This is a genomic window from Leptotrichia rugosa, assembly GCF_041200005.1.
Taxonomy (GTDB): Bacteria; Fusobacteriota; Fusobacteriia; order Fusobacteriales; family Leptotrichiaceae; genus Leptotrichia; species Leptotrichia rugosa.
In genome coordinates, this window is the sequence record NZ_CP165644.1 from 1,997,256 (window position 1) to 2,020,671 (window position 23,416).

Genomic DNA, 23,416 nt, shown 5'->3' on the forward strand with positions numbered 1-23,416 from the left:
CATTTTTATTTTCTTTTTTTTATTATCTCATTGATTCCCAAAATTGCTGAAATTACATAGCCTAAAAAACCAAGCGCTGGAATTCCATTTATTTTTGGCGGAACATTTGACAATACCAATATCGACGAAGCGATGAGCAATGCCGCAATAATTATTGCAGTCACAAGCCTATCCAGTGTCTTTTGCAGTTCTTTAAATCCGATGACTTCGTGTTTATGCTTTAATTCACCGTTTAAAAGTTTTTGAGATATACTTTTTAAATCTTCAGGAAGTGAGAGCCAACTTTCAGATATTTGAGAAAATCTTTGGCTGCCTTTTTCAAAAACATAAATTGGATTCAATCTTTTTTTTGAAATTTCATCGGCATAAGGTTTCATAACTTCTGTTATACTAAGAGATGGATCCAGATATCTTCCTATCCCTTCAATTTGTCCAATCCCTTTTGCCAAAAGATAAATATCTTCAGGAAGTGTGATTTGATTTTTTCCTAAAATAATTCTTATTTTTTCAAAAATATTTCCCAAGCTAATTTCATTTAACGAATTTCCATCGACCATATACACAATCTCTGTCAATTCCCGCTCAAGACTTTTTTCATCGGGAACATTGTAAATAACCGAAAGCTCTCTAATTTTTTCTATCGCCTTTTTTATATTCTTTTGTACAAAATATAGCAAAAGACTTTCCAAAAGTTCCTTATCTTGCGGATAAAGGCTTCCCATCGCTCCAAAGTCAATAAATACAATTTTTCCATCTTCCATCATCAAAATATTTCCAGGATGCGGGTCAGCATGAAAAAATCCATATTTTAAAACTTGTTTAATATACAAATCTAATCCTGCTCTTGCTATTTCCTGAGGCAAAAATCCATATTTTTCAATTTTTTCCTTGTCTGTAATTTTAAATCCATCAATAAATTCCATACAGAGAATGTTGTCGTTTGAAAGTTCTCTAAAAGTTATTGGCACATGAATTCTTTCATCATTTTTAAAATTATTTGCAAAGCGCTCCATATTGTTTAATTCATTTCTGAACGAGAGCTCTTTTGTGATAGAATTTGCAAAAGTATTTATTATGTATGATAAATTCATCTTTTTTATTTCTTCATTTGTTTTTTCAAGATATGCCGCTAAATCTTTCATCACAAGCAAATCTGCTGCTACAATTTCTTTTATATTTTCCCTTCTAACTTTTAGAACAATTTTGCTTCCATCTTTTAATTTTCCTTTAAAAACTTGTGCCATCGAAGCAGAGGCTATTGGATTTTCTTCAATTTCTTCAAAATGCTGAAACGGATCAATATTTAATTCTTTTTTTATTTTTTCATAAATATCTATTTTTTCCGGCTCAACTTTATCCTGAAGTTTTTGGAATTCCACGATTAATTCTTCTGAGAAAATGTCCGTTCTATTGCTGCACATCTGACCTAATTTGACATAAGTCGGTCCTAATTCTTCCATCGCCATTCTAATTCTTTCAGGAAACGAAGTTGCCTTTATATTCTCAATCCTCTTGCTTTTTTGTTTAATTCTATTCGGAATAAATTTTTCAATTCCGCTGCGGTCAAAAAGTTCTTCAAATCCATATTTAAAGAGAACTTCTGATAATTTTGCCATTCTTTTAAATTTTTGTACCATTTTTTCCTCTTTCTTTTTTTATTTTTGATTTTTTTATTTTTTCTTCTTTACTCTTTATTCTTTATTTTTTATTCTTGATTCTCCATTTTTTTTTACTTTTTTTTATTCTTTATGTCTACTTTCATTATATCAGTAAATTTCTATTTTTTCTACTAAATTAGAAAATAAAAGATTAGAAAATAAAAAAAATAGCGATAAAATTTAAACTCTTAAATTTTCACTATTTTTCAAAAAATATTTAAAAATATTTTATTTTTTGTTAATCTCTCCAGTTTCCAAAATTTCAAGATTATTTCCTTCAGGAAAATCAGCTTTGCTTAAATTAATAATTTTTTTAGTGGCTGAATTTCTTGTGTCCAACATCACTTTGGAAATTCCGCTTTCCTGTTTTATAGATATAATTTTTCCATTGATAAAATTTCCGTTTTTATCAATATTTATTTTAAAAATTGGAGCAATTCCATTTATTCCAGATAAACTTATATTTCCAAAAGTAGCAAAATTTCCAGCGCTATATGAAATAAATTTATTTTTATAAAGTTCTATCGCACGAGTTATGTGCGGACCTTGTCCAAAAACGATATCAGCACCTGAATCTACAGCATTTCTAGCAAATTTAAACACATTTCCTCGATTTTCGCCGTGAAAAATCTCATTATTTCGAGTTATATGCTCATGTTCCCTTCCTTCAGCTCCACCGTGAAAAAATACAACTACAATATCAGACTTCTCTTTTACAGATTTTATAAGATTTGAAGCATATTCATAATCATTTATATCAACAGTTTTAGAATTTGGCGCAAATGATACAAATCCATATTTTATGCCATCTTTTTCTAATATTGAATATTCCGCTTTTTCTTTGATTCCTGAATATTTAATTCCCAATGAATTAAGATTTTCCATTGTCTGCAAAATTCCAACTTCGCCAAAATCGTTGCTGTGATTATTTGCCAAGCTCAAATAGTCAAAACCAGCGTTTTTTAAATACTTGCCATATTTTGAAGGCATTCTAAAGACATAACAAACTGATGGATTCTCACATTTTTTTGGATCTCCTCCCTTGTCAAACAATGTTCCTTCCAAATTTCCAGCCGTTATATCGGCATTTTGTAAAATACTTTCAACATTTTTTAAAATATTCGTATTTGGCAGCAAATCTTCGTTTGGATAATTACTTCCCAGCATGATGTCTCCGACACCAATAATTGAAATTTCTTTTTTATCTTTAATTTTTTCGTTATTTCCATTTTTTGAATCTTTTTTTTCAAATTTGCTGCAACTAAAACTGAAAATTAAAAATAAAATTAATAAAAAATATTCTTTTATATTTTTCAATTTTCCTCCAAATTTTTAATAATTTTTTGTGCTTTTAATTTAAAATTATATCACAATTTTTTAGATTTGTAACAAAAAAAAGTAAAATTTAAATAAAAATTTTTATTGATTTTTTTAACTTTAATATTTTATTTATTGAAAATTTACTTTGGTTTTTTTTTAATAAAAAGTTAAAATTTATAATAAATATTTACTAATAATAGAAAAAATGATATACTGATACTAACTTAACTCTTTTAAAAATATATTTAAAAAGTTTATTAATTATATTTTCGGAAAGGAAAATTATGTTACTCAGTATAAAAAATATTTCAAAAAGATATAAAAATGGGATAGACGCTTTGAATGATGTCTCTTTAGATGTGGAAAAAGGAGAGTTTATTTCAATAATTGGACCATCTGGTTCTGGAAAATCAACCTTACTTAGAAGCATCAACAAAATGATTGATGTCACTTCTGGTTCCATTTATTTTGAAAATCACGATATTACAAATATGAAAAAAAAAGAAATTAAAAATATCCGCAGAGAAATGGGAATGATTTTTCAAAATTATAATTTGGTGGAACGGCTTACGGCTATTGAAAATGTACTTCATGGTCAGCTCGGCTACAAATCCACATTTTCTTCCATTTTTGGAATTTACACAAAAAAAGAAAAAAAAGAAGCCTTTAATTTATTAGAAAAAGTTAATATGACTAAATATGCTTATCAAAAGTGTAGCGAATTATCTGGTGGGCAGAAACAGAGAATTGGAATTGCCAGAGCAATTATGCAAAATCCGAAACTGCTTTTATGCGACGAGCCAATCGCTTCTCTTGATCCAAAATCTTCAGAAAATATAATGGACTATTTGAAAAAAATTGTTACAGAAATGAAAATTACTTGTATAATAAATCTTCACCAAGTCGACATTGCAAAAAAATATTCAACTCGGATTATTGCACTTAACAAGGGAAAAAAAGTTTTTGACGGCAAAGTTGAAAATTTAACGGATAAAATAATTGAAGATGTTTATAAAAACGAAGAGAATGAGTAGGAGGATTTTATGGAGTTAAATCAAAAAGATATTTTCAAAAAACGGCTTTACTCAAAAATCACATTTTTTGTAATGCTTGTAGGACTTTACATAATTTCGGCTGTTTTGGCTGGTTTTAAAAATGGAACTGCTTTTTTCTCAATCCCGTCTGGAATAATTTGGCTATTTCAAAAGTTTATTCCAACCAAAAATTCTGTTCAATATTTTCCAGTAATCTTTGATTCTGCCATAAAAACTATTTTGCTTTCCATAAGTTCTACAATGGTTTCAGCGGCATTTGCATTATTTTTGTCAATTATTGGCTCAAATACCACAGGAATCAATATTGTAACAAAAATTATATCCAAAGTTATAGCTTCATTTTTTAGAAACATGCCAGTTGTTGCCTGGTCTTTAATCCTGCTTTTTTCTTTTAAACAAAGTGAGTTTACTGGATTTTTATCGCTATTTTTTATAACTTTCGGCTATTTAACAAGAGCTTTTTCAGAAACGATAGATGAAGTTGCAACCGATAACATCGAAGCGTTAAAATCAACTGGAGCGTCCTATCTGCAAATTATTTTTTGCGGAGTTTTTCCAACCGTTTTTCCGCAATTTCTTTCATGGCTTCTATATTTTATCGAAAATAGCATAAGAGAAGCGACATTAATCGGAATTTTGACAGGAACAGGAATTGGATTTACATTTAACTTATATTACAGAAGTTTTAGATACGACGCTGCAGGATTGGTAATTTTAATTGTTACAATAATTGTAATAAGTATTGAATTGCTTTCTAACAAACTGCGAAGTGAAATGATGTAAAGAAAAAAAAATAAAAATAAAAAAAGAGAAAAAGAAAAGTAAAGAAAGAAAGAGAGAAAGAGAGTTTCTTTGTTTGTGTAAGAAAGAAAAAAAGGAAGTGACTTTAATTTGAATGACAATTATAAAAATATAAAAATAAGAAAAATTACAAAACAAAAGATATATTTATACGTAACTTTTACAATTTTATTTCTTTTGACAATTTATACATTTGCAACGATGGACTTTGGCGGAGTAAATATAAAAATTGCAACAAAAAGTTTGCTTAAAGACTTAAAACTGATGTTTTTTGCGCCAAGATTATCTGAAAGATATACTTTTTTAGAAGTTTTAAATAATCTAGTAATCACAATTGCATTGGCTGTACTTTCAACAATAATCGGTTCAATAATTGCACTTTTTTTAGCATTTTTTTCTGCAAAAAATTTGGCAAGTGAAAAAAGTTCAAAAATTATAAAAGTGATTATGTCATTTATTCGTGCGATTCCAACTATTTTGTGGGTTATGGTTTTTTCAGTTGTGGCAAATATCGGAGTGGAAGCCGCTGTAATTGGAATGACTTTTCACAGCGTGGCTTATCTTGTAAAAGCATATTCGGAAAGTTTTGAAGAAATTGACAGCGGGATTATAGAAGCATTAAAATCAACTGGAGCATCCTTTTGGCAAATTATATTTTGCGCAATTTTCCCAAGCACGATTACTTCTATTTTATCTTGGACTTTTATCCGTTTTGAAATAAATTTTACAAATGCCGTTTTAGTTGGAGCTGCTGCTGGAGCTGGTGGAATTGGTTATGATATGTTTATGGCGGGAACGATGTACTTTGACATTCAAGAAATTGGAGTTTTTGTCTATTTAATTTTTTCAGTTGCAATCATATTAGAATTTATTTCTTATTTTTTGAAAAAAAATTATTTAAAAAAATAAATAAAAAAAGTGCTAAAAATGTTAAACATTCAAAAGCACTTTATTTTTTATCTATGTTTTTTTGATATAAAACCTTTCATTTTTTTAACCGCTAGATAAGAATCAATTTGAAGTAGTAATTCTACCGCTGTTCCGACTAAGATTAATAAACTTGTTCCCCCAAGCATAACAGGAAGATTTAGTACATATCCAAACCATATATTTGGCATAATTCCCAATACTGATAAAAACAGGGCACTTCCAAATGTTACTCTCGTTGCAACTTTTTCTAGATAATCTGCCGTTTCAGCTCCAGCTCTTATACTTGGAATTGTTCCTCCACTTTGTTTCAAATCTTCGGCAACTTTTTCTGGATCAAAAGCTATTGTAAGTGTATAAAAAAATGAAAAAACTGTAATTAATACTGCGAACAATAATAAATATAATGCTCCTTTTGGCTCAAACTGAGCGGTCAATATATTTTTTATTCTTCCACTTTTCATCATTCCCACTAAAAATGGTGGTGCTGCCATTAATACTGAAGCAAAAATGATCGGCATTACTCCAGACATATTTATTTTTAACGGTAAATAAGTTCTTTTTCCAACTGAACTTGTTCCTCCACCAAAACCAAGACTTCCTTTTCCTGCATATTGAATCGGAATTCTTCTTTCAGCTAACTGAACATACACCATAAGAGCAATAAATACAACAAAAGCCACAAATGACAATGTCTGTAAAACTGCTCCCATTCCTGATTTTAGCGAAATCATCATCTGATTTACAACATTTGGCAATCCTGCAACAATATTTAAGAAAATTAGCATTGAAGTCCCGTTTCCAATTCCTCTTATGGAAATTCTTTCAGAAATCCACATAAGAAACGAAGTTCCACCTGTAATTAAAACTACTGTACTAATTACAAACTTAGCTCCCGGCTCCAATACTAAACCTTGGTTTTGTAGCATAATTGCTATTCCAAATGATTGAATAAATGTCAATACAATAGTTACATATCTAGTCCATTGAGTTATCTTATCTCTCTCTTTTCCACCTTCTTTTTGCATTTCATCAATTTTAGGAAAAATTACTCCTAGTAATTGAAACACAATCGAAGCGTTAATGTATGGAACTATTCCTAATGCAAAAATAGACGCTCTTTCCACCGCTCCACCAGAAAATAAATTTAAAAATTGAGCAATTGCATTGTTACTTTGAAAATTTTTAAAAGCTTCTTGATTTATTCCAGGAACTGCAATATGAATTCCCACTCTTGCGACAAGTATCATAAGCAGCGTAAATGTAACTCTTTTTTCCAGTTCAGGAATGTTAAATATAGCTTTTAATCTACTTGTTACTGCTTCAGCTAGAGTCAATTTCATCACTCCTTTAATATATGAAGAAAAAGCAAGATATTAAAATCTTACTTAACTTCTTCTTCTTTTTTGTTATTTCCTGCTTTAGCTGAATATGATCTAATTTCTAATAACTCTACACTTCCACCAGCTTTTTCAATTAATTCCTTAGCTGTTTTTGAAATTCTGTGAGCTTTTACTGTTAATTTTTTATCAACTTCTGTATTCCCAATAACTTTTAATAAACTTGTATATTCTCTTTCTTTTACATATGAATCAATATTTTCTTTTAAATAAGCTTTTACAGCTTTTCTTCCTTTAATATTTCTCAATGTTTCATCTGAATATTTAGTTATAAATCTTGGGTTTTTAACTACTCCATTTTCAACTAATGTTTCTAAACTAACTACATCTCCGTCATTAAATTTTTTAACAACATCGTTTAATGTAATCACGACAAAATCTTTTTTAAATGGGTGATTAGAAAATCCTCTTTTAGGGATTCTTCTAACTATTGGCATCTGTCCACCTTCAAATATAGGTGATACATATGAACCTGATCTTTGTTTTTGTCCGTTATGTCCTTTACCAGCTGTTTTCCCCCAACCAGTACCATGTCCTCTTCCGATTCTTCTTCTTTCTCTTTTAGAACCTTCGGCAGGTCTTAATTCATTAAGATTCATTTATTTTTAAACCTCCTCTACTTTAAGTAAATAAGAAACTAATTTTATTTTTCCTTCTATATCAGCAGTTTTGTTATGAACTGCGCTTTGACTGATTTTTCTTAATCCAAGTGATTTAACAGTCGCAACATGATTAGGCTTTCTTCCATTAATTCCTTTAACAAGTGTTACTTTTATTTTAGACATTAATTTTACCTCCTAACCTATATTATCCTAAAATTTCTTCAACTGATTTTCCTCTAAGTCTAGCTACTTCTTCAATTGTTCTTAACTGTCTTAATCCTTCTAATGTTGCTCTTGCAACGTTATCTTTGTTTTTTGAACCTCTAATTTTTGTAAGTACGTCTGTTACTCCTGCTAATTCTAATAATTCTCTTGCTGCAGAACCTGCGATAACTCCAGTCCCTTTAGAAGCTGGTTTCAATAATACAGATGTCGCATTAAATTTACCAATTTGTTCATGTGGCAAAGTTCCACCTTTTAATGATACTGTTACTAAATTTTTCTTAGCACTTGCAATTGCTTTTTTTATTGCATCAGGTACACCATTTGCTTTTCCAAGTCCGATACCTACTCTACCTTTTTCATCACCAACTGCTGCTAATACTGAAAATGATATTCTTCTTCCACCTTTAACAGTTTTTGATACTCTGCTTATTCTTAACAATTTTTCTCTAAATTCATTGTCTTTATTATCTCTTGAATCTCTATTATCTCTCTCTCTTGCCAAAGTTATTTTCCTCCTTTTCTCCTAGAATTGTAATCCTGCTTCTCTTGCAGCATCTGCCAATGCTTTAACCCTTCCTGTGTAAATATATCCCGCTCTATCAAATACAACAGTTGTTATTCCTTTATCCAACGCTTTTTTAGCAATTGATTCTCCGACTTTTTTTGCTGCTTCAATGTTAGAACCATTTTCAATTTTTGCATTTTTTTCAATTGTTGATGCAGAAACTAAAGTATTTCCAGTCACATCATCAATTATTTGAACAAAAATATTTTTTAAACTTCTGTACACAGAAAGTCTAGGTCTTTGTGCAGTTCCTGCGATTTTTTTTCTAATACTTTTATGTTTTTTTTGTCTTAATTTATTTCTATCAAGCTTTTTAATCACTAAAATCTACCTCCTATCTTTCTATCCTTTTTTACCTTCTTTTCTTCTAATTACTTCATCAGCATATTTAACCCCTTTTCCTTTGTAAGGTTCTGGTGGTCTTTTTGCTCTGATATTTGCAGCAACTTGTCCGACAAGTTGTTTATCAATTCCTTCTACTGAAATCTTAGTATTTCCTTCCACTTTGAAAGTAATTCCTTCCACAGCTTCGATTTCAACTGGATGAGAATATCCCAACGATAAAGTTAACCCTTTTCCATTAGCTTGTACTCTGTATCCAACCCCTACTAATTCCAATCCTTTAGAAAATCCTTCACTTACTCCAACAATCATATTGTTCAAGTTTGCTCTTGTAGTTCCGTGAAGTGCTCTAATATTTGGCAAATTACTTGATCTTTCAAATGTAATTTCATTACCATCTATATTTACTTTTATTTCACTGCTAAGTTCTCTTTCAAGTTGTCCTTTAGGTCCTTTTACAGTGAATTTATTACCATCTTGTTTAACTTCTACACCAGCTGGTATAGTTATAGGTTTGTTACCTATTCTTGACATTGTTTATCCTCCTATATTTATAAAATGCGTAAATTACCACACGTAGCAAAGTACTTCTCCACCAACATTATGCTTTCTGCATTCTTTGTCTATAATAACACCTTTTGGCGTTGAGACAATGGCAATTCCTAACCCACCTAATACTTTAGGTAAATTTTCAACAGATGCGTATACTCTTCTTCCTGGTTTAGATATTCTTTTTAAACCTTTGATTACAGCTTCTCCGTCTATATATTTTAAAGATACAACTATATTTTTTATAGCTCCTTCTTCCTTTATTTCATATCCTGTTATGTATCCTTCATTTTTTAATATGCTGACCATACTTTCCTTAATTTTAGAGAATGGAACTGCCACTTGTGAATGTTTAGCCATTTGACCATTTCTAACTCTAGTAAGCATATCAGCAATAGGATCTGTTAAATACATTAATTTTCCTCCTCTCAATCTTTTGAAAATTTTTAATTCTAAATATTTTTAGCAATTTTATATAATAAATCGCTTAGTGATAAGACTACCAACTTGATTTTTTAACTCCAGGAATAACTCCTTCTCCCGCTAATTGTCTAAACATAACTCTTGATATTCCAAATTCTCGCATATATCCTCTTGGTCTACCGTTAATTTTACATCTATTTCTAACTCTTGTAGGCGAAGCATTTCTAGGCAATTTTGATAATTCTAAAACTGCCTCTCTATCACCTTTTTTAGCTCTTGCTTTTAATTCAGCTCTTTTAGCTGCATATTTTTCGACTATTCTTTCTCTTTTTAAGTTTCTTTCAACCATCGCTTTTTTAGCCATTGATCAAATTACACCTCCTTCAAAATACAAACTATTTTGCAAATGGCATTCCAAATGCTTTTAATAACGCTCTTCCTTCTTCATCTGTTCTAGCAGTAGATACGATTGTAATTCCCATTCCGAAAATTTTATCCACTTTATCAATTTCAATTTCTGGGAACACAATTTGTTCTCTAAGTCCCATTGTATAATTTCCTCTTCCATCAAATCCTTTAGGGGAAACTCCTTCAAAATCCCTAACTCTTGGTAAAGTAACACTAATTAATCTATCTAAAAATTCGTACATTTTTTCTTTTCTCAATGTTACTTTTACACCGATTTTTTGTCCTTCTCTCAATTTGAATCCAGCTTCTGATTTTTTAGCAGTTCTTGCAACAGGCTGTTGTCCTGTAATCAGTTTTAATTCATTTAACGCTGTATCTATTAATTTAGGATTGTTTACTGCTTCACCAATCCCCATATTTACGATAATTTTGTCAATTTTTGGCACTTGCATGATGTTTTTTAAATTTAATTCTTTCATTAAAGAAGAGATAATTTCTTCTTTATATAATTTTTGTAATCTTGGTATATATTTTTCAGACATCTATTCATCCTCCTCTCTAAAATATTATATTTCGTTACCAGATACTACTGATACTCTCACTTTTTTCCCATCTCTAAATTCTTTTCTAGTTCTAGTCGGTTTTTTTGCGCTTTCGTCCCAAATCATAACTTTAGAAGCAAAAATCGGCATTTCTCTTTCGACAACTTCTCCTTGTGGGTTCATCGCATTAGGTTTAACATGTCTTTTTTGAATATTAACACCCTCAACAATAATTTTTCCAGTTTTAGGAAATACTTTTAATATTTTTCCAATTTTTCCTTTATCTCCAGTTTGAGCGCTTTTTTCATTTCTAGGCAAATCTTTAGATCTTCCACTAATTACAATAACTGTATCTCCAGTTTTAACATGTAATTTTTTAGGTACTGATTTTACTCTTGGTTTAGCCACTTTCAAACTCTCCTTCCTATTAATTTATCTTCTATAAAAAAACTTATTTAATTATAATACTTCTGGTGCCAATGAAACAATCTTCATAAAGTTTTTACCTCTTAATTCTCTCGCAACAGGTCCGAAAATTCTCGTTCCTCTAACTTCTAACGCAGTGTTTAAAATAACAGCAGCATTATCATCAAATTTTATATAAGAACCATCTGCTCTTTTTAATTCTTTTCTTGTTCTAACGATTACAGCTTTTACAACTTCCCCTTTTTTCACATTTCCATTAGGGATAGCTTCTTTAACTGACGCTACTACAATATCACCAATTTTACCGAATCTTCTTCTTGAACCACCTAATACTCTGATAACCATAATTTTTCTAGCTCCAGTATTATCAGCAACATTAAGTATTGTTTGTTGTTGAACCATTTAAAATTTCCTCCTCTCAAAAATTAAAAATATGTCTAAATTTGAATTTTACTATTAATCTAAAACTATTTAGCTTTTTCTAAAATAGTAACAACTCTCCATCTTTTGTCTTTACTTAATGGTCTAGTTTCCATAATTTGAACTCTATCCCCTACACCACATTCATTTTTTTCATCATGTGCTTTATATTTTTTAGAAGTTTTTACTCTTTTTTTATAAATTTTGTGTAATCTCATTGTCTCTTCCAAAACGACTACTGTCTTATCCATTTTATCAGAAACAACAATTCCTTCTCTTACTTTTCTTTCGTTTCTCTTACCTTCCACTTAGGATCCTCCTATTTAACAGTTTTTTCAGTCACAACAGTTTTTAATCTTGCTATTGTTCTTTTAACATCTTTTATTTTAGCAGTGTTTTGTAATTGTCCAAGAGTTTTTTGAAATTTTAAATTAAATAATTCTTGTTTCAATTCATTTACTTTAGTTTCCAATTCTTCTAATGATAATTCTCTAATTTCTTTGATTGTCATTACTTATCACCACCTACTTCTTCTTTTCTCACAAATTTAACTTTTATAGGTAGTTTATGTCCAGCTTTTCTTAATGCTTCTTTGGCTTTTTCTTCCGATACTCCGCCAACTTCAAACATTACTTTATCTCTTTTTACTACTGCTACCCAACCTTCTGCATTACCTTTACCTTTACCCATTCTTGTTCCTTCAGGTCTTTTAGTATAAGGTTTATCAGGAAATATTCTAATCCAAATTTTACCTTCTCTTTTAAATGTTCTGTTGATTGTAATTCTACAAGCTTCTATTTGTCTTGAAGTAATCCAACCAAATTCTTTCGCTGCAAGTCCAAATTCCCCAAAACTGACTTTGTTTCCTTTAGTTGCAACACCACCTATTTTCCCTCTGAACTGTTTTCTATATTTTGTTCTTTTAGGTATTAACATATTATTTTTCTCCTCCTTCCTTCGTAGTAGAAAGAACTTCACCATTGAAAATCCATACTTTCAATCCTAATGCTCCATATGTAGTATGCGCTGTCGCTGTTGCATAATCAACATCTGCTCTTAAAGTATGTAATGGTACTCTTCCTGAAAGTGTCCATTCACTTCTCGCAATTTCGGCACCATTTAATCTTCCAGATACCATAACTTTAATTCCTTTAATTCCAGCTTTTTCAGCTCTTTGAATAGCTTGTTGAACCGCTCTTTTGTAAGCAACCCTTTTTTCAATTGCTGTCGCAATGCTTTCAGCCACTAACTGTGCATCTTTATTTGGGTTTTTAATTTCTTGAACTTTGATCTGTACTTTTTTACCAGTCAACTTTTCTAATTTTATTTTTAAAGTTTCAATTTCTTGACCTTTTCTACCAATTAAAATTCCCGCTTTCCCAGTTTCAACGATAACCCCTACTTCAGTAGGCGATGTTCTCTCTATTTGAATAGAAGAAATTCCCGCATGGTAATAATTTTTTTTGATATATTCTTTTATTTTTAAATCTTCATGAAAGTTATTTAAATATTCTTTTCCTTCAGCGAACCATTTTGAATCCCAAGTTCTTGTGATTCCCAATCTCATCCCCCTAGGATCTACTTTTTGTCCCACAGACTTACCTCCTTTATTTGTCTAAAATTATCCTTCTTGTCTTTCATCAACTTCAACTGTTATATGAGCAGTTGGTTTTCTTATAACATCTGCTCTTCCCATTGCTCTTGGGCTGATTCTTTTTAATACAGGTCCTTTGTCAATTAAGATTTTTGAAACAAATAATTTATCAGGATCCATATTATTGTTATGTTCAGCATTTGCAATTGCTGATCTTAAAGTTTTTTCTATATATTTTGCCGCTTTTTTATTTGTAAATTTTAATATATTTAATGCTTGCAGTGCATTTTTCCCTCTTACTATATCAGCAACTAATCTTGCTTTTTGAGGACTTAATCTTTGGTATTTTAATTTAGCTACTACTGCCATTTAAAGGCCTCCTTTCGTTAATTTACTTATTTTTTAGCTTTTTTTGCATCTTTTCCGTGTCCATAGAAAGTTCTAGTTGGTGCAAATTCACCTAACTTATGTCCTACCATTTCCTCAGTTACATATACAGGTATATGTTTTTTACCATTGTACACAGCAAATGTGTGTCCGATAAATTGAGGGAATATAGTTGATCTTCTTGACCATGTTTTAATAACTTGTTTTTTTTCTCCTAATGCTTCAACTTTTTCTAATAAATATGCATCAACAAAAGGTCCTTTTTTTAATGAACGAGCCATTCTTTCCTCCTTTATCAAATTTTCTAAACTCATAAAAATGACGCTTACACACCATAAAATAATATTTTAGATGCGTTAAGCAACATTTTCATCTAATATCATTATAATACTATTTTTTTCTTCTTCTAACAATAAATTTATCACTAGGTTTTTTACCTCTAGTTTTCTTCCCAAGAGTTGGTTTACCCCAAGGTGTAACTGGCGATTTTCTACCTATTGGAGATCTTCCTTCTCCTCCTCCATGTGGGTGATCTACAGGGTTCATTACTGACCCTCTAACATGAGGTTTTCTTCCTAAGTGTCTATTTCTTCCGGCTTTACCTAATGATACCAATGAATGTTCAGAATTCCCTACTGTTCCAATTGTTGCCATACATTCTTTGTGAATTAATCTTAATTCTCCTGATGGTAATTCTACGTGGCAGTAAGTTCCTTCTTTTGCAACAAGTCTTGCAGCTGTTCCTGCAGATCTTGCCAACTGTCCACCTTTACCAGGCATAAGTTCTACATTGTGAATTACAGTCCCAACTGGTAAATTTTTCAATTTCAAAGCATTTCCCGGTTTGATATCAACATTTTCTCCAGCTATTACTGTATCACCTTTTTTCAATCCGTTTGGAGCTAAGATATATCTTTTTTCTCCATCAACATAGTGTAACAATGCAATGTTTGCAGTTCTGTTTGGATCATATTCAAGAGTCGCAACTTTTGCAGGCACTCCAATTTTATTTCTTTTCCAGTCGATTACTCTATATAATCTTTTATGTCCTTTATGTCTGTTTCTTCCTGTTCTATGTCCGTAGTTGTCAATTCCATATGAAGAATTTAATGGCTCAACTAAAGATTTTTCAGGTCTTACTTTATCTAATTCATTATTAACTAATATCGACATATGCCTTGTCCCACTAGTTATTGGTTTTAACTTTTTAATTGGCATAACTTTTTTTACCTCTTTTCTTTTATAATTTCTCTAAATTTTTTAAATATTGTATGTATTATAACATTTTTTTAAAATAATTTCCACAAAAAAATTATAAAATTTTTATTTATTTAAAATTTTATTTTTTAAAAATTATTTTAAATCTTTTTATCCTTCGTAAGCTGAGATAGTTTCTCCATCTTTTAATTTAACAATTGCTTTTTTAATAGCTGGAGTTTTATACATAGACATTCTAAATCTTTCAGATTTTGGTTTAATGTTCAATGTATTTACACCTTTAACTTTTACATTAAATAATTTTTCTACAGCTTCTTTTATTTGGATTTTGTTTGCTCTTTTATCTACGATAAAAACATATTCATTGTTTTCTAATAAAGTTCTTGCTTTTTCTGTATTAATTACAGGTTTTTTGATTATATCAGTAATATGCATTACGCTAACACCTCCTCGATAGTTGCTAGTGCTTCTTTTGTAAGAACTACTTTATCTTGTTTAATTAACCAGTAAATATTTAATTCTCTCGTACTAATTGTAGTAACTTTTTCAATATTTCTAGTAGATAGTTCTACAGAATAATCTCTATCAAAGTTGTCTGAATCAAAACTTACTACGAATAATTGCTTCAATCCATCAAAATTTAAAGCTTTTGCAAAGTTTATAAATGTTTTAGTTTTTGGTGTTTCTAATGTGAAATCATCCAATACAATTACATTTCCTTCGTTAATTTTTGTAGCTAATGCAGATTTTAAAGCTAATTTTCTAACTTTCTTATTAACTTTTTTAGCATAACTTCTTGGTTTTGGTCCGTGAGTAACTCCTCCACCTACCATGTGTGGTGCTCTTGTTGACCCTTGTCTAGCTCTTCCTGTTCCTTTTTGTCTGAAGGGTTTTCTTCCTCCACCTCTTACTTCTGCTCTAGTTTTTGTTGATGCAGTTCCTTGTCTAGCTTCCGCTAATTCTGCAACTAAAACTTCGTGCATTACATTTTTATTTGGTTCAATTCCAAAAATTTCGTTGTTTACTTCTACAGTTCCTGCTTGTGAACCGTTTAATTTGTATATGTTTAAAACTGGCATTTTATCCTCCTCTCTTTCCTACTTAATTAATATTTTTTTACTGCTTTTTTTATTATTAAAAATCCGTTTTTAGGTCCTGGAACCGCACCTTTTACTAATAAAAGGTTATTTTCTACATCAAATTTAACAACCTGCAAGTTTTGAACTGTAACTTTTTCAGCTCCTAATCTTCCAGCCATTTTTTTACCTTTAGGTACATTACTGTTTGAAGCGGCACCCCCGGCATTTGATCCTCCAAGTCTGTGGTTTCTTGAAACCCCGTGTGAAGCTCTGTTTCCACCAAAGTTATGTCTTTTCATAACTCCAGCAGTTCCTTTACCTTTTGAAGTTCCTGTAATATCAATAAATTCAATTCCTTCTAAAACATCTAATTTAATTTCTTGTCCCAATGAAAATTCTTGTGGATTTTCAACTTTAAATTCTCTTAAGAATCTTTTTGGAGTAATTCCAGCTTTTTTGAAAACTCCTAATTCTGGTTTAGTTGTATTTTTTTCTTTTTTATCTCCATATGCTAAGGTTATAGCGTTATATCCTTCTTTTTCAACTGTCTTGATTTGTGTTACAAAGTTTGTTCCAGCTTCAATTACTGTAACTGGGATTAATTGTTCATTTTCAAAAATTTGAGTCATTCCGACTTTTTTTCCTAATATCATTTTTTACTTTTCCTCCTTAATATATTGGTTGAGTTTACCCCAACTTGTACTAAGCTTACGATTGCTTAATTTCAACTCCCACACCTGATGGTAAGTTCAATGATGCCAACGCATTTACGATTTGTTGATTAGAGTTTTTAATTTCTACAAATCTTCTATGAATTCTCATTTCAAATTGTTCTCTTGAATCTTTGTTCACATGAACAGATCTTAAAACTGTATATTTTTTGATTTTTGTAGGCAACGGAAGTGGTCCTGCTAATTGTGAACCATTCTTTTTAGCTACTTCTGCAATTTTTTTAGCAGATTGGTCTAACAATTTATGATCGTAAGATTGAAGATATATTCTTAATTTATCCAATTTTTTTCCTCCTATTTTTATAAAACACTTTTCAAAGTTACAAAATCTTTTTTTATTATTGGATTCCAAAGGAATAAGAAAATATTTCTCCCAGTCCTTTGAAATTTTATTTTAGTGAACTACTCCCACTTTTAGAAGCAGGAGCTTCTTGGGAAGTATCTGCTTTTGTTAGCCAAATATATTTACCAAGCTCTTCGGGTAGTTCCTACCCTGATATATTTAGTGTAATACATTTTGCTATAAATATCAATCAAAAATGCAATTCATCTCCCACTTATAGAAGTTGGAGACTTCTTGCTATCTTTTTGTTAAATTAATCAATTATTTAGTAATAGTTGCAACAACTCCTGAAGCTACTGTTCTTCCACCTTCTCTTATCGCAAATCTTAATCCTTCTTCCATTGCAATCGGGTGAATCAATTCCACTGTCATTTCAATGTTATCTCCAGGCATTACCATTTCTACACCTTCTGGCAAGTTTACTTCTCCTGTAATGTCAGTTGTTCTGAAATAGAATTGTGGTTTGTATCCTGTGAAGAATGGAGTATGTCTTCCTCCTTCATCTTTTGTAAGTACGTATACTTCTGACTTGAATCCTGTATGTGGAGTGATTGTTCCTGGTTTTGCAAGTACTTGCCCTCTTTCCACTTCTTCCTTCTTAGTTCCTCTTAACAATGCTCCTATATTATCTCCAGCTTGTCCTGAATCCAATAATTTTCTGAACATTTCTACTCCTGTTACTGTTGTTTTTGAAGTTGGCTTGATTCCTACGATTTCTACTTCTTCCCCAACTTTTACTACTCCTCTTTCTACTCTTCCTGTTACTACTGTTCCTCTTCCTGTAATTGTGAATACATCTTCAATTGGCATAAGGAATGGCTGGTCAATTGGTCTTTCTGGTGTCGGAATATATGTATCTACTGCATCCATTAATTCCATTATTTTTTCTACCCATTTTGCTTCCCCATTTAATGCTCCTAATGCTGATCCAGCTATTATTGGTACATCATCTCCTGGGAATCCGTATTCGTTTAATAATTCTCTTACTTCCATTTCTACCAATTCTAGCAATTCTTCGTCGTCTACCATATCAACTTTGTTTAAGAATACTACAATATAAGGTACTCCAACCTGTCTTGCCAATAGAATATGTTCTCTTGTTTGAGGCATTGGTCCATCAGCTGCTGATACTACTAGGATTGCTCCATCCATCTGAGCTGCTCCTGTAATCATATTTTTTACATAATCCGCATGTCCTGGACAGTCTACGTGTGCGTAGTGTCTTTTTGCTGTTTCATACTCAATATGAGCTGTGTTAATTGTGATTCCTCTTTCTCTTTCTTCAGGAGCTTGGTCGATATTTTCAAAATCAACTTTTTCTGCAAGCCCTTTATCAGACAACACTTTTGAAATTGCTGCTGTCAAAGTAGTTTTTCCATGGTCTACGTGACCAATTGTTCCTATGTTTACGTGTGGTTTACTTCTCTCGAATTTAGCTTTTGCCATCTTTCTCTTTTTCCTCCATATTTTTTTAGATTTCTTTTAATTTTTTTCTTTTATTTATTTTGTTTTGTTTTACTTTACTTTCCTTGTCTTTCATCAATAACTTGTTGTGCAATATTTTTAGGCACTTCTACATATTTTTCAAATTCCATTGAATATGAAGCTCTTCCTTGAGTTTTTGATCTTAAGTCAGTTGCATATCCAAACATTTGAGCTAATGGTACTTGTGCATCAATAATTTTTGCATTATTTCTGTCAGTCATTCCTGAAACTTGTCCACGTCTTGCATTTAAATCTCCGATTACATCTCCCATATATTCTTCTGGTGTTGTAACTTCCACTTTAAAAATTGGTTCTAATAATACTGGATTTGCAGCTCTTAGAGCTTTTTTGATTGCCATTGATCCAGCAATTTTGAAAGCCATTTCTGATGAATCGACTTCGTGGTAAGATCCATCGTACAATGTAACTTTTACGTCTTGAACTGGGTATCCTGCAACTACTCCTGCTTCTAGTGCTTCCTGAATACCTTTGTCTACAGCTGGAATATATTCTCTTGGAATAGCTCCTCCTGTAATCTGGTTAATAAATTCATAACCTTTATCTGGATTTGCTTCAACTTTCATCTTAACATGTCCATATTGTCCACGTCCTCCTGATTGTTTAGCATATTTTTCTTCAACATCTGCTGCACCATTGATTGTTTCTCTGTATGCAACTTGTGGTTTACCTACATTTGCTTCAACTTTAAATTCTCTCTTCATTCTGTCTACAATGATTTCCAAATGTAATTCTCCCATTCCTGAAATCAATGTTTGACCAGTTTCCTGATTAGTTGTAACTTTAAATGTTGGATCTTCTTCAGCAAGTTTTGAAAGTGCTGTTCCCATTTTTTCTTGGTCAGCTTTTGTTTTTGGTTCAACAGCTATTTGAATAACTGTATCAGGGAATTCCATTTTTTCTAGAATAATTGGAGCATTTTCATCACACAATGTATCTCCAGTTGTAGTATCTTTCAATCCAACTGCAGCTGCAATATCTCCAGAATAAACTATATCAAGTTCCTCTCTCTTATTAGCATGCATCTGAAGTAATCTTCCCATTCTTTCTTTTTTACCTTTAGTTGAGTTTAATACATAAGAACCTTTTTCTAAAACCCCTGAATAAACTCTGAAGAATGATAATCTTCCAACAAATGGATCTGTAATGATTTTGAATGCCAATGCTGAGAATGGAGCGTCATCGCTAATTTCTCTTTCCATTGGTTCTTCAGTTTTAGGATCTGTTCCTTTTACTTTTCCTTTGTTGATGTCAACTGGTGATGGCATATAAGCAACGATTGCGTCAAGTAATGGTTGAATTCCTTTGTTTTTAAATGCTGTTCCACATAATACAGGTACAACTGTTCCTGCAATTGTAGCAGTTCTTAATGCTTTTTTGATTTCTTCTTCTGTAATTTCTTCTCCACCGAAGTACTTTTCCATTAATTCATCATCAGTTTCAACTACAGATTCGATCATATGTTCTCTTGCTTCTTCAGCTTTTTCAGCTAATTCTGCTCTGATTTCAGTAATGTCGTAATCTGCACCCATAGTTTCATCTTTAAACAAATATTCTTTCATTGTTACCAAGTCAATGATTCCTTCAAAATCATCTTCAGCTCCAATTGGTAATTGAATAGGTACACCATTTCCACCTAATTTTTCTTTAATATCATTTACACACATATCAAAATCTGCACCGACTCTGTCCATTTTGTTTAAAAATGCCATTCTTGGCACATTATACTTATCCGCTTGTCTCCAAACAGTTTCTGATTGTGGTTGCACTCCATCAACTGCAGAGAACACAGCAACTGAGCCATCTAATACTCTCAATGATCTTTCTACTTCTACAGTAAAGTCAACGTGTCCTGGTGTATCTATGATATTGATTCTGTGTTTATTCCAAAATGCAGTTGTTGCTGCTGATGTGATCGTAATTCCTCTTTCTTGTTCTTGTTCCATATAATCCATTGTAGCGGCTCCTTCGTGAACCTCTCCAATTTTATGGTTAACTCCTGTATAGAATAAAATTCTTTCAGTAGTAGTTGTTTTTCCGGCATCAATATGAGCCATGATACCAATATTTCTGGTATCTTTCAAAGCAACTTTTCTTGCCATTTAAGTTTTCCTCCTTAATTTATTAACAGTCTTTTGACCAAACAAAAAATTTTTTCACAAAAACTTTTAAAAACTCTCTTAAATCTGCTATATCAAGAGATTTTTTATATGAAAATTACCATTTATAATGTGCGAACGCTCTATTTGCTTCTGCCATTTTATAAGTATCTTCTTTTTTCTTAATTGATCCACCTTCGTTGTTAGCGGCTGCAATTAATTCTTTCTTTAGTTTAGCTACCATTCCATACTCTTTTCTTTCTCTTGTGTATCTAACTAACCATCTGATTGCTAAAGTTTGTTGTCTTTCTTTTCTAACTTCAACTGGTACTTGGTAAGTAGCTCCTCCGATTCTTCTTGATCTAACTTCCAATTGAGGTCTAACATTTTCCATTGCTCTTCTGAATACTTCGATTCCCTCTTCGTTAGTTTCTTCCTTAATTTCATTTAATGCTGTATAAAAAATACTTTCTGCTAATGATTTTTTCCCGTCTTTCATTAATCCATTTATGAATTTAGTTACTACTTTATCATTGTATTGCGAATCAGGCAAAACATCTCTTTTTTCCGCTCTTCTTCTTCTTGACACTATTTGTCCTCCTTACTTTTTCAAAAAATTTAATTATTTAGCTGCTGCCGGTTTTTTTGCACCGTATCTTGATCTACCTTGTTTTCTGTTTACAACTCCTGCTGTATCCAATGCTCCTCTGATTATTTTATATCTAACCCCTGGCAAATCTTTTGTTCTTCCTCCTCTTAAAAGAACGATACTGTGTTCTTGTAAGTTGTGTCCGATTCCTGGAATATAAGCAGTTACTTCAATTCCATTTACTAATTTAACCCTTGCTACTTTTCTTAACGCTGAGTTTGGTTTTTTAGGTGTAGTTGTATATACTCTTACACAAACCCCTCTTTTTTGTGGATTACCTTTTAATGCAGGTGATTTTTTCTTTTTTCAGTTGTACTTCTACCAAATCTTACTAATTGATTAATAGTAGGCATCTTTTTCCTCCTCTCAAATTTCTTTAATTTATATATATTCTGTCGTTATTTTCAAAACTAAAACTTTTTTCAAATAAAGCTCATTTCTTCAGTTTATGTCCAAAAAACATAGGTGTACATTTATTTTAAATGTAGCAACTTACTTCTAAATTCACTCTATAAAAATATTAAAAATATTTTTAATGATTTAGTTTATGAGTTATAACGGAAAGCTCTTCCTAATATTTAATATCAGGCACACCGGAGGCTCAATCCTGAAGACATGTCACAATTTTATTTTGTAACATTTCACAAAAGACATTTTATACTAAAAAAGTCCTTTTGTCAAGGGTAAACAATAGTTTTTTTAGCTTAGCTCTTTAAAGTTTATTGTAAAAAAATAATTTAAAATTATTTTTTTAAGTTTCAAATAAAGTTATATCTTTATTTTTCTCTAAAATATTTTTCTATTCCGTTTACAATTCCTGTCACCATTTTATCTTGATATTCTTGCGTCGCCATTTTTCTATCTTCTGCAGGATTTGACATAAATCCTAATTCTATTAATGTAGTTGGAACTTTTGACCAGTTTGTCCCTGTTAAGTCATCTCTGTATGAAATTCCTCTGTTTTTAGCACCTGTCGCTTTTACATATTCAGATAAAATATCTCTTGACAATTTTTCACTCGGACGCTGTACGTTTTTTGTGTATGGATTTTTTGCTGAAGCAGTCAATACTGATACTCCGTTTGTACTCGAATTATTTATTCCATCAGCATGTATTCTGATGTAGGCTTCACATCCCATGCTGTTTGCTTTTTCCGCTCTTTCTTTGTTACTTATATTCACGTCATGTGTTTCTCTTATCATATAAACAGGGTATCCCTTTGCTTTTAGCGCATCTCTTAATTTTAATCCAACTTCAAGCGTCAATTCATATTCATTTTTTTTAGTTGCAACTCCTCTTGTTCCAGATGAAACCTTTACTTTTCTAACTTTCGAACCTGGCGCTACAGGTTCAAGTCCCGAGTTTCCTTTTAATTGATGTCCCGGATCAATACAAACTAAACTTTTATTAGCCTCTGCCGCATTTAATGGCGCTGTCGCCAAAAGTCCCATCATCACTAAATACAATATTCCTTTTATTCCTTTAAACATTTCTATTTCCTCCAAAATTTTTTAAAAAATACAGTCAAACAAGTTTTACTAAAATCTTTGCTTGACTGTCTTTTTTTAATAATGATTTTTTAAATCTTAATTATTTTCCCTGTAATAATTCCATTCATCAACTTTCGTACCATCTTTAAATTGGCATTTCCCTGTTTCATTTCCATTTTTATCTTTTACATTGATAGATTTTCCACCGTGCTTTTCGCAGAAAACTGAAGCTGGATTTGGAGTTCCAATTATTTTTTCAGGTTCTTTATTTTCATCTTTATTATTTTCTCTGTAATATTCCCATTCTTCTACTGCTGTTCCATCTTTTAGTTGGCAAACTCCATATTCTCCACCTTTACCTTTTACAATAATTGATTTTCCACCATTTTTAGTGCAATAAACAGAAGCTGGATTTGCCATTCCTACTGCAGGCTCTCTATCTTTTTTTGTATTTCTTTTAACTGCATTACTTTTTGTTGCAGCAACTCCCGTCATAGAAATGGCAATCATTGCTACACTTACTAACACTTTTAAATTTCTCATTTTTTCTCCTTTTAATTATAATTTTCAGATTAATTTTTTAGCACAGCACTTTGCTTTACTTTAATATTATTTTCTAATTATAATAAGGCAAGAACTAGAAACTTTATTTTTCAAAAA

32 protein-coding genes and 1 pseudogene are annotated in these 23,416 nt (G+C 31.1%); 3 read left to right on the forward strand and 30 right to left on the reverse strand.

Annotated features, from left to right (window positions below; translation table 11 throughout):
• Positions 1-5: 5 nt before the first annotated feature.
• Together AB8B22_RS10225 and AB8B22_RS10230 are read right to left on the reverse strand one after the other, a co-directional pair.
• Positions 6-1,637, reverse strand: a complete 1,632-nt coding sequence (locus AB8B22_RS10225; protein WP_369711017.1) for an ABC1 kinase family protein — start codon at positions 1,635-1,637, stop codon at positions 6-8.
• A gap of 249 nt (positions 1,638-1,886) precedes the next feature.
• Entirely contained in the window at positions 1,887-2,966 is a 1,080-nt protein-coding gene (locus AB8B22_RS10230) for a CapA family protein (RefSeq protein WP_419951020.1), read from the reverse strand.
• Between the two features lie 296 nt (positions 2,967-3,262).
• On the opposite strand from AB8B22_RS10230, the gene phnC reads away from it, so the two are divergent.
• The 3 genes from phnC to AB8B22_RS10245 all read left to right on the forward strand — a co-directional run bounded on the left by phnC (position 3,263) and on the right by AB8B22_RS10245 (position 5,743).
• Positions 3,263-4,012 carry a phosphonate ABC transporter ATP-binding protein gene (phnC, locus tag AB8B22_RS10235; protein ID WP_369711019.1) on the forward strand — a complete coding sequence of 250 codons (750 nt, stop codon included), beginning with the start codon at positions 3,263-3,265 and terminating at the stop codon, positions 4,010-4,012.
• A 9-nt stretch (positions 4,013-4,021) separates the two neighbouring features.
• Positions 4,022-4,816, forward strand: a complete 795-nt coding sequence (locus AB8B22_RS10240) for an ABC transporter permease subunit (RefSeq protein WP_369711021.1) — start codon at positions 4,022-4,024, stop codon at positions 4,814-4,816.
• 108 nt (positions 4,817-4,924) lie between these two features.
• Positions 4,925-5,743, forward strand: a complete 819-nt coding sequence (locus AB8B22_RS10245; RefSeq protein WP_369711022.1) for a PhnE/PtxC family ABC transporter permease — start codon at positions 4,925-4,927, stop codon at positions 5,741-5,743.
• A gap of 47 nt (positions 5,744-5,790) precedes the next feature.
• Here the strand turns inward: AB8B22_RS10245 and secY are convergent, their stop codons facing one another.
• The 28 genes and pseudogenes from secY to AB8B22_RS10385 all read right to left on the reverse strand — a co-directional run bounded on the left by secY (position 5,791) and on the right by AB8B22_RS10385 (position 23,299).
• Positions 5,791-7,098 carry a preprotein translocase subunit SecY gene (secY, locus tag AB8B22_RS10250; protein WP_369711957.1) on the reverse strand — a complete coding sequence of 436 codons (1,308 nt, stop codon included), beginning with the start codon at positions 7,096-7,098 and terminating at the stop codon, positions 5,791-5,793.
• Between the two features lie 47 nt (positions 7,099-7,145).
• The gene (gene rplO / locus AB8B22_RS10255; protein WP_094079442.1) at positions 7,146-7,760 is read right to left on the reverse strand and encodes a 50S ribosomal protein L15; all 615 of its coding nucleotides are present in this window, start codon (positions 7,758-7,760) and stop codon (positions 7,146-7,148) included.
• Positions 7,761-7,766: 6 nt separating this feature from the next.
• Entirely contained in the window at positions 7,767-7,946 is a 180-nt protein-coding gene (rpmD, locus tag AB8B22_RS10260; protein WP_068155850.1) for a 50S ribosomal protein L30, read from the reverse strand.
• A gap of 22 nt (positions 7,947-7,968) precedes the next feature.
• A complete protein-coding gene (rpsE, locus tag AB8B22_RS10265; protein WP_369711023.1) occupies positions 7,969-8,490 on the reverse strand; it encodes a 30S ribosomal protein S5 in 522 nt (173 codons plus the stop codon).
• Between the two features lie 21 nt (positions 8,491-8,511).
• The gene (gene rplR / locus AB8B22_RS10270; RefSeq protein ID WP_314082552.1) at positions 8,512-8,874 is read right to left on the reverse strand and encodes a 50S ribosomal protein L18; all 363 of its coding nucleotides are present in this window, start codon (positions 8,872-8,874) and stop codon (positions 8,512-8,514) included.
• A gap of 21 nt (positions 8,875-8,895) precedes the next feature.
• The gene (gene rplF, locus AB8B22_RS10275) at positions 8,896-9,429 is read right to left on the reverse strand and encodes a 50S ribosomal protein L6 (RefSeq protein WP_094079444.1); all 534 of its coding nucleotides are present in this window, start codon (positions 9,427-9,429) and stop codon (positions 8,896-8,898) included.
• A gap of 33 nt (positions 9,430-9,462) precedes the next feature.
• Positions 9,463-9,858 (reverse strand): 30S ribosomal protein S8, encoded by a 396-nt coding sequence (rpsH, locus tag AB8B22_RS10280; RefSeq protein ID WP_094079445.1) that lies wholly within the window; start codon positions 9,856-9,858, stop codon positions 9,463-9,465.
• An 85-nt stretch (positions 9,859-9,943) separates the two neighbouring features.
• Positions 9,944-10,231 (reverse strand): 30S ribosomal protein S14, encoded by a 288-nt coding sequence (gene rpsN, locus AB8B22_RS10285; RefSeq protein ID WP_094079446.1) that lies wholly within the window; start codon positions 10,229-10,231, stop codon positions 9,944-9,946.
• 31 nt (positions 10,232-10,262) lie between these two features.
• Positions 10,263-10,817, reverse strand: coding sequence for a 50S ribosomal protein L5 (gene rplE / locus AB8B22_RS10290; RefSeq protein WP_314082557.1), 555 nt, complete (start codon positions 10,815-10,817; stop codon positions 10,263-10,265).
• A gap of 24 nt (positions 10,818-10,841) precedes the next feature.
• Positions 10,842-11,225, reverse strand: a complete 384-nt coding sequence (gene rplX / locus AB8B22_RS10295; protein WP_094079448.1) for a 50S ribosomal protein L24 — start codon at positions 11,223-11,225, stop codon at positions 10,842-10,844.
• Between the two features lie 51 nt (positions 11,226-11,276).
• Positions 11,277-11,645, reverse strand: coding sequence for a 50S ribosomal protein L14 (gene rplN / locus AB8B22_RS10300; protein WP_094079449.1), 369 nt, complete (start codon positions 11,643-11,645; stop codon positions 11,277-11,279).
• Between the two features lie 65 nt (positions 11,646-11,710).
• A complete protein-coding gene (rpsQ, locus tag AB8B22_RS10305; RefSeq protein ID WP_082729388.1) occupies positions 11,711-11,971 on the reverse strand; it encodes a 30S ribosomal protein S17 in 261 nt (86 codons plus the stop codon).
• An 11-nt stretch (positions 11,972-11,982) separates the two neighbouring features.
• Positions 11,983-12,174, reverse strand: coding sequence for a 50S ribosomal protein L29 (gene rpmC, locus AB8B22_RS10310; RefSeq protein WP_068155820.1), 192 nt, complete (start codon positions 12,172-12,174; stop codon positions 11,983-11,985).
• Entirely contained in the window at positions 12,174-12,599 is a 426-nt protein-coding gene (rplP, locus tag AB8B22_RS10315; protein ID WP_094079450.1) for a 50S ribosomal protein L16, read from the reverse strand. Before rplP ends, rpmC begins: the two co-directional genes overlap by 1 nt.
• A gap of 1 nt (position 12,600) precedes the next feature.
• Positions 12,601-13,257: a 30S ribosomal protein S3 gene (gene rpsC, locus AB8B22_RS10320; protein WP_068155814.1), complete on the reverse strand. Its 657-nt coding sequence runs from the start codon at positions 13,255-13,257 to the stop codon at positions 12,601-12,603.
• Positions 13,258-13,284: 27 nt separating this feature from the next.
• Positions 13,285-13,626: a 50S ribosomal protein L22 gene (gene rplV, locus AB8B22_RS10325; RefSeq protein ID WP_094079451.1), complete on the reverse strand. Its 342-nt coding sequence runs from the start codon at positions 13,624-13,626 to the stop codon at positions 13,285-13,287.
• 26 nt (positions 13,627-13,652) lie between these two features.
• Positions 13,653-13,925: a 30S ribosomal protein S19 gene (gene rpsS / locus AB8B22_RS10330; RefSeq protein ID WP_094079452.1), complete on the reverse strand. Its 273-nt coding sequence runs from the start codon at positions 13,923-13,925 to the stop codon at positions 13,653-13,655.
• Between the two features lie 109 nt (positions 13,926-14,034).
• Positions 14,035-14,862, reverse strand: a complete 828-nt coding sequence (rplB, locus tag AB8B22_RS10335) for a 50S ribosomal protein L2 (RefSeq protein ID WP_369711026.1) — start codon at positions 14,860-14,862, stop codon at positions 14,035-14,037.
• A gap of 150 nt (positions 14,863-15,012) precedes the next feature.
• Positions 15,013-15,297 carry a 50S ribosomal protein L23 gene (rplW, locus tag AB8B22_RS10340; RefSeq protein ID WP_094079454.1) on the reverse strand — a complete coding sequence of 95 codons (285 nt, stop codon included), beginning with the start codon at positions 15,295-15,297 and terminating at the stop codon, positions 15,013-15,015.
• A complete protein-coding gene (rplD, locus tag AB8B22_RS10345) occupies positions 15,297-15,941 on the reverse strand; it encodes a 50S ribosomal protein L4 (protein ID WP_369711027.1) in 645 nt (214 codons plus the stop codon). Before rplD ends, rplW begins: the two co-directional genes overlap by 1 nt.
• A gap of 26 nt (positions 15,942-15,967) precedes the next feature.
• The gene (rplC, locus tag AB8B22_RS10350) at positions 15,968-16,594 is read right to left on the reverse strand and encodes a 50S ribosomal protein L3 (protein WP_094079456.1); all 627 of its coding nucleotides are present in this window, start codon (positions 16,592-16,594) and stop codon (positions 15,968-15,970) included.
• A gap of 55 nt (positions 16,595-16,649) precedes the next feature.
• On the reverse strand, positions 16,650-16,955 hold the full coding sequence (rpsJ, locus tag AB8B22_RS10355) for a 30S ribosomal protein S10 (RefSeq protein WP_068158281.1): 306 nt from the start codon (positions 16,953-16,955) through the stop codon (positions 16,650-16,652).
• 321 nt (positions 16,956-17,276) lie between these two features.
• Positions 17,277-18,461 carry an elongation factor Tu gene (tuf, locus tag AB8B22_RS10360; RefSeq protein WP_369711028.1) on the reverse strand — a complete coding sequence of 395 codons (1,185 nt, stop codon included), beginning with the start codon at positions 18,459-18,461 and terminating at the stop codon, positions 17,277-17,279.
• A gap of 74 nt (positions 18,462-18,535) precedes the next feature.
• A complete protein-coding gene (gene fusA / locus AB8B22_RS10365) occupies positions 18,536-20,620 on the reverse strand; it encodes an elongation factor G (RefSeq protein WP_369711029.1) in 2,085 nt (694 codons plus the stop codon).
• Positions 20,621-20,735: 115 nt separating this feature from the next.
• The gene (gene rpsG / locus AB8B22_RS10370) at positions 20,736-21,206 is read right to left on the reverse strand and encodes a 30S ribosomal protein S7 (RefSeq protein WP_094079459.1); all 471 of its coding nucleotides are present in this window, start codon (positions 21,204-21,206) and stop codon (positions 20,736-20,738) included.
• 33 nt (positions 21,207-21,239) lie between these two features.
• A pseudogene (rpsL, locus tag AB8B22_RS10375) lies at positions 21,240-21,619 on the reverse strand (30S ribosomal protein S12).
• 423 nt (positions 21,620-22,042) lie between these two features.
• Positions 22,043-22,756, reverse strand: a complete 714-nt coding sequence (locus AB8B22_RS10380) for an N-acetylmuramoyl-L-alanine amidase family protein (RefSeq protein ID WP_094079460.1) — start codon at positions 22,754-22,756, stop codon at positions 22,043-22,045.
• A gap of 96 nt (positions 22,757-22,852) precedes the next feature.
• Positions 22,853-23,299, reverse strand: a complete 447-nt coding sequence (locus AB8B22_RS10385; RefSeq protein ID WP_369711030.1) for a DUF333 domain-containing protein — start codon at positions 23,297-23,299, stop codon at positions 22,853-22,855.
• Positions 23,300-23,416 lie beyond the last annotated feature (117 nt).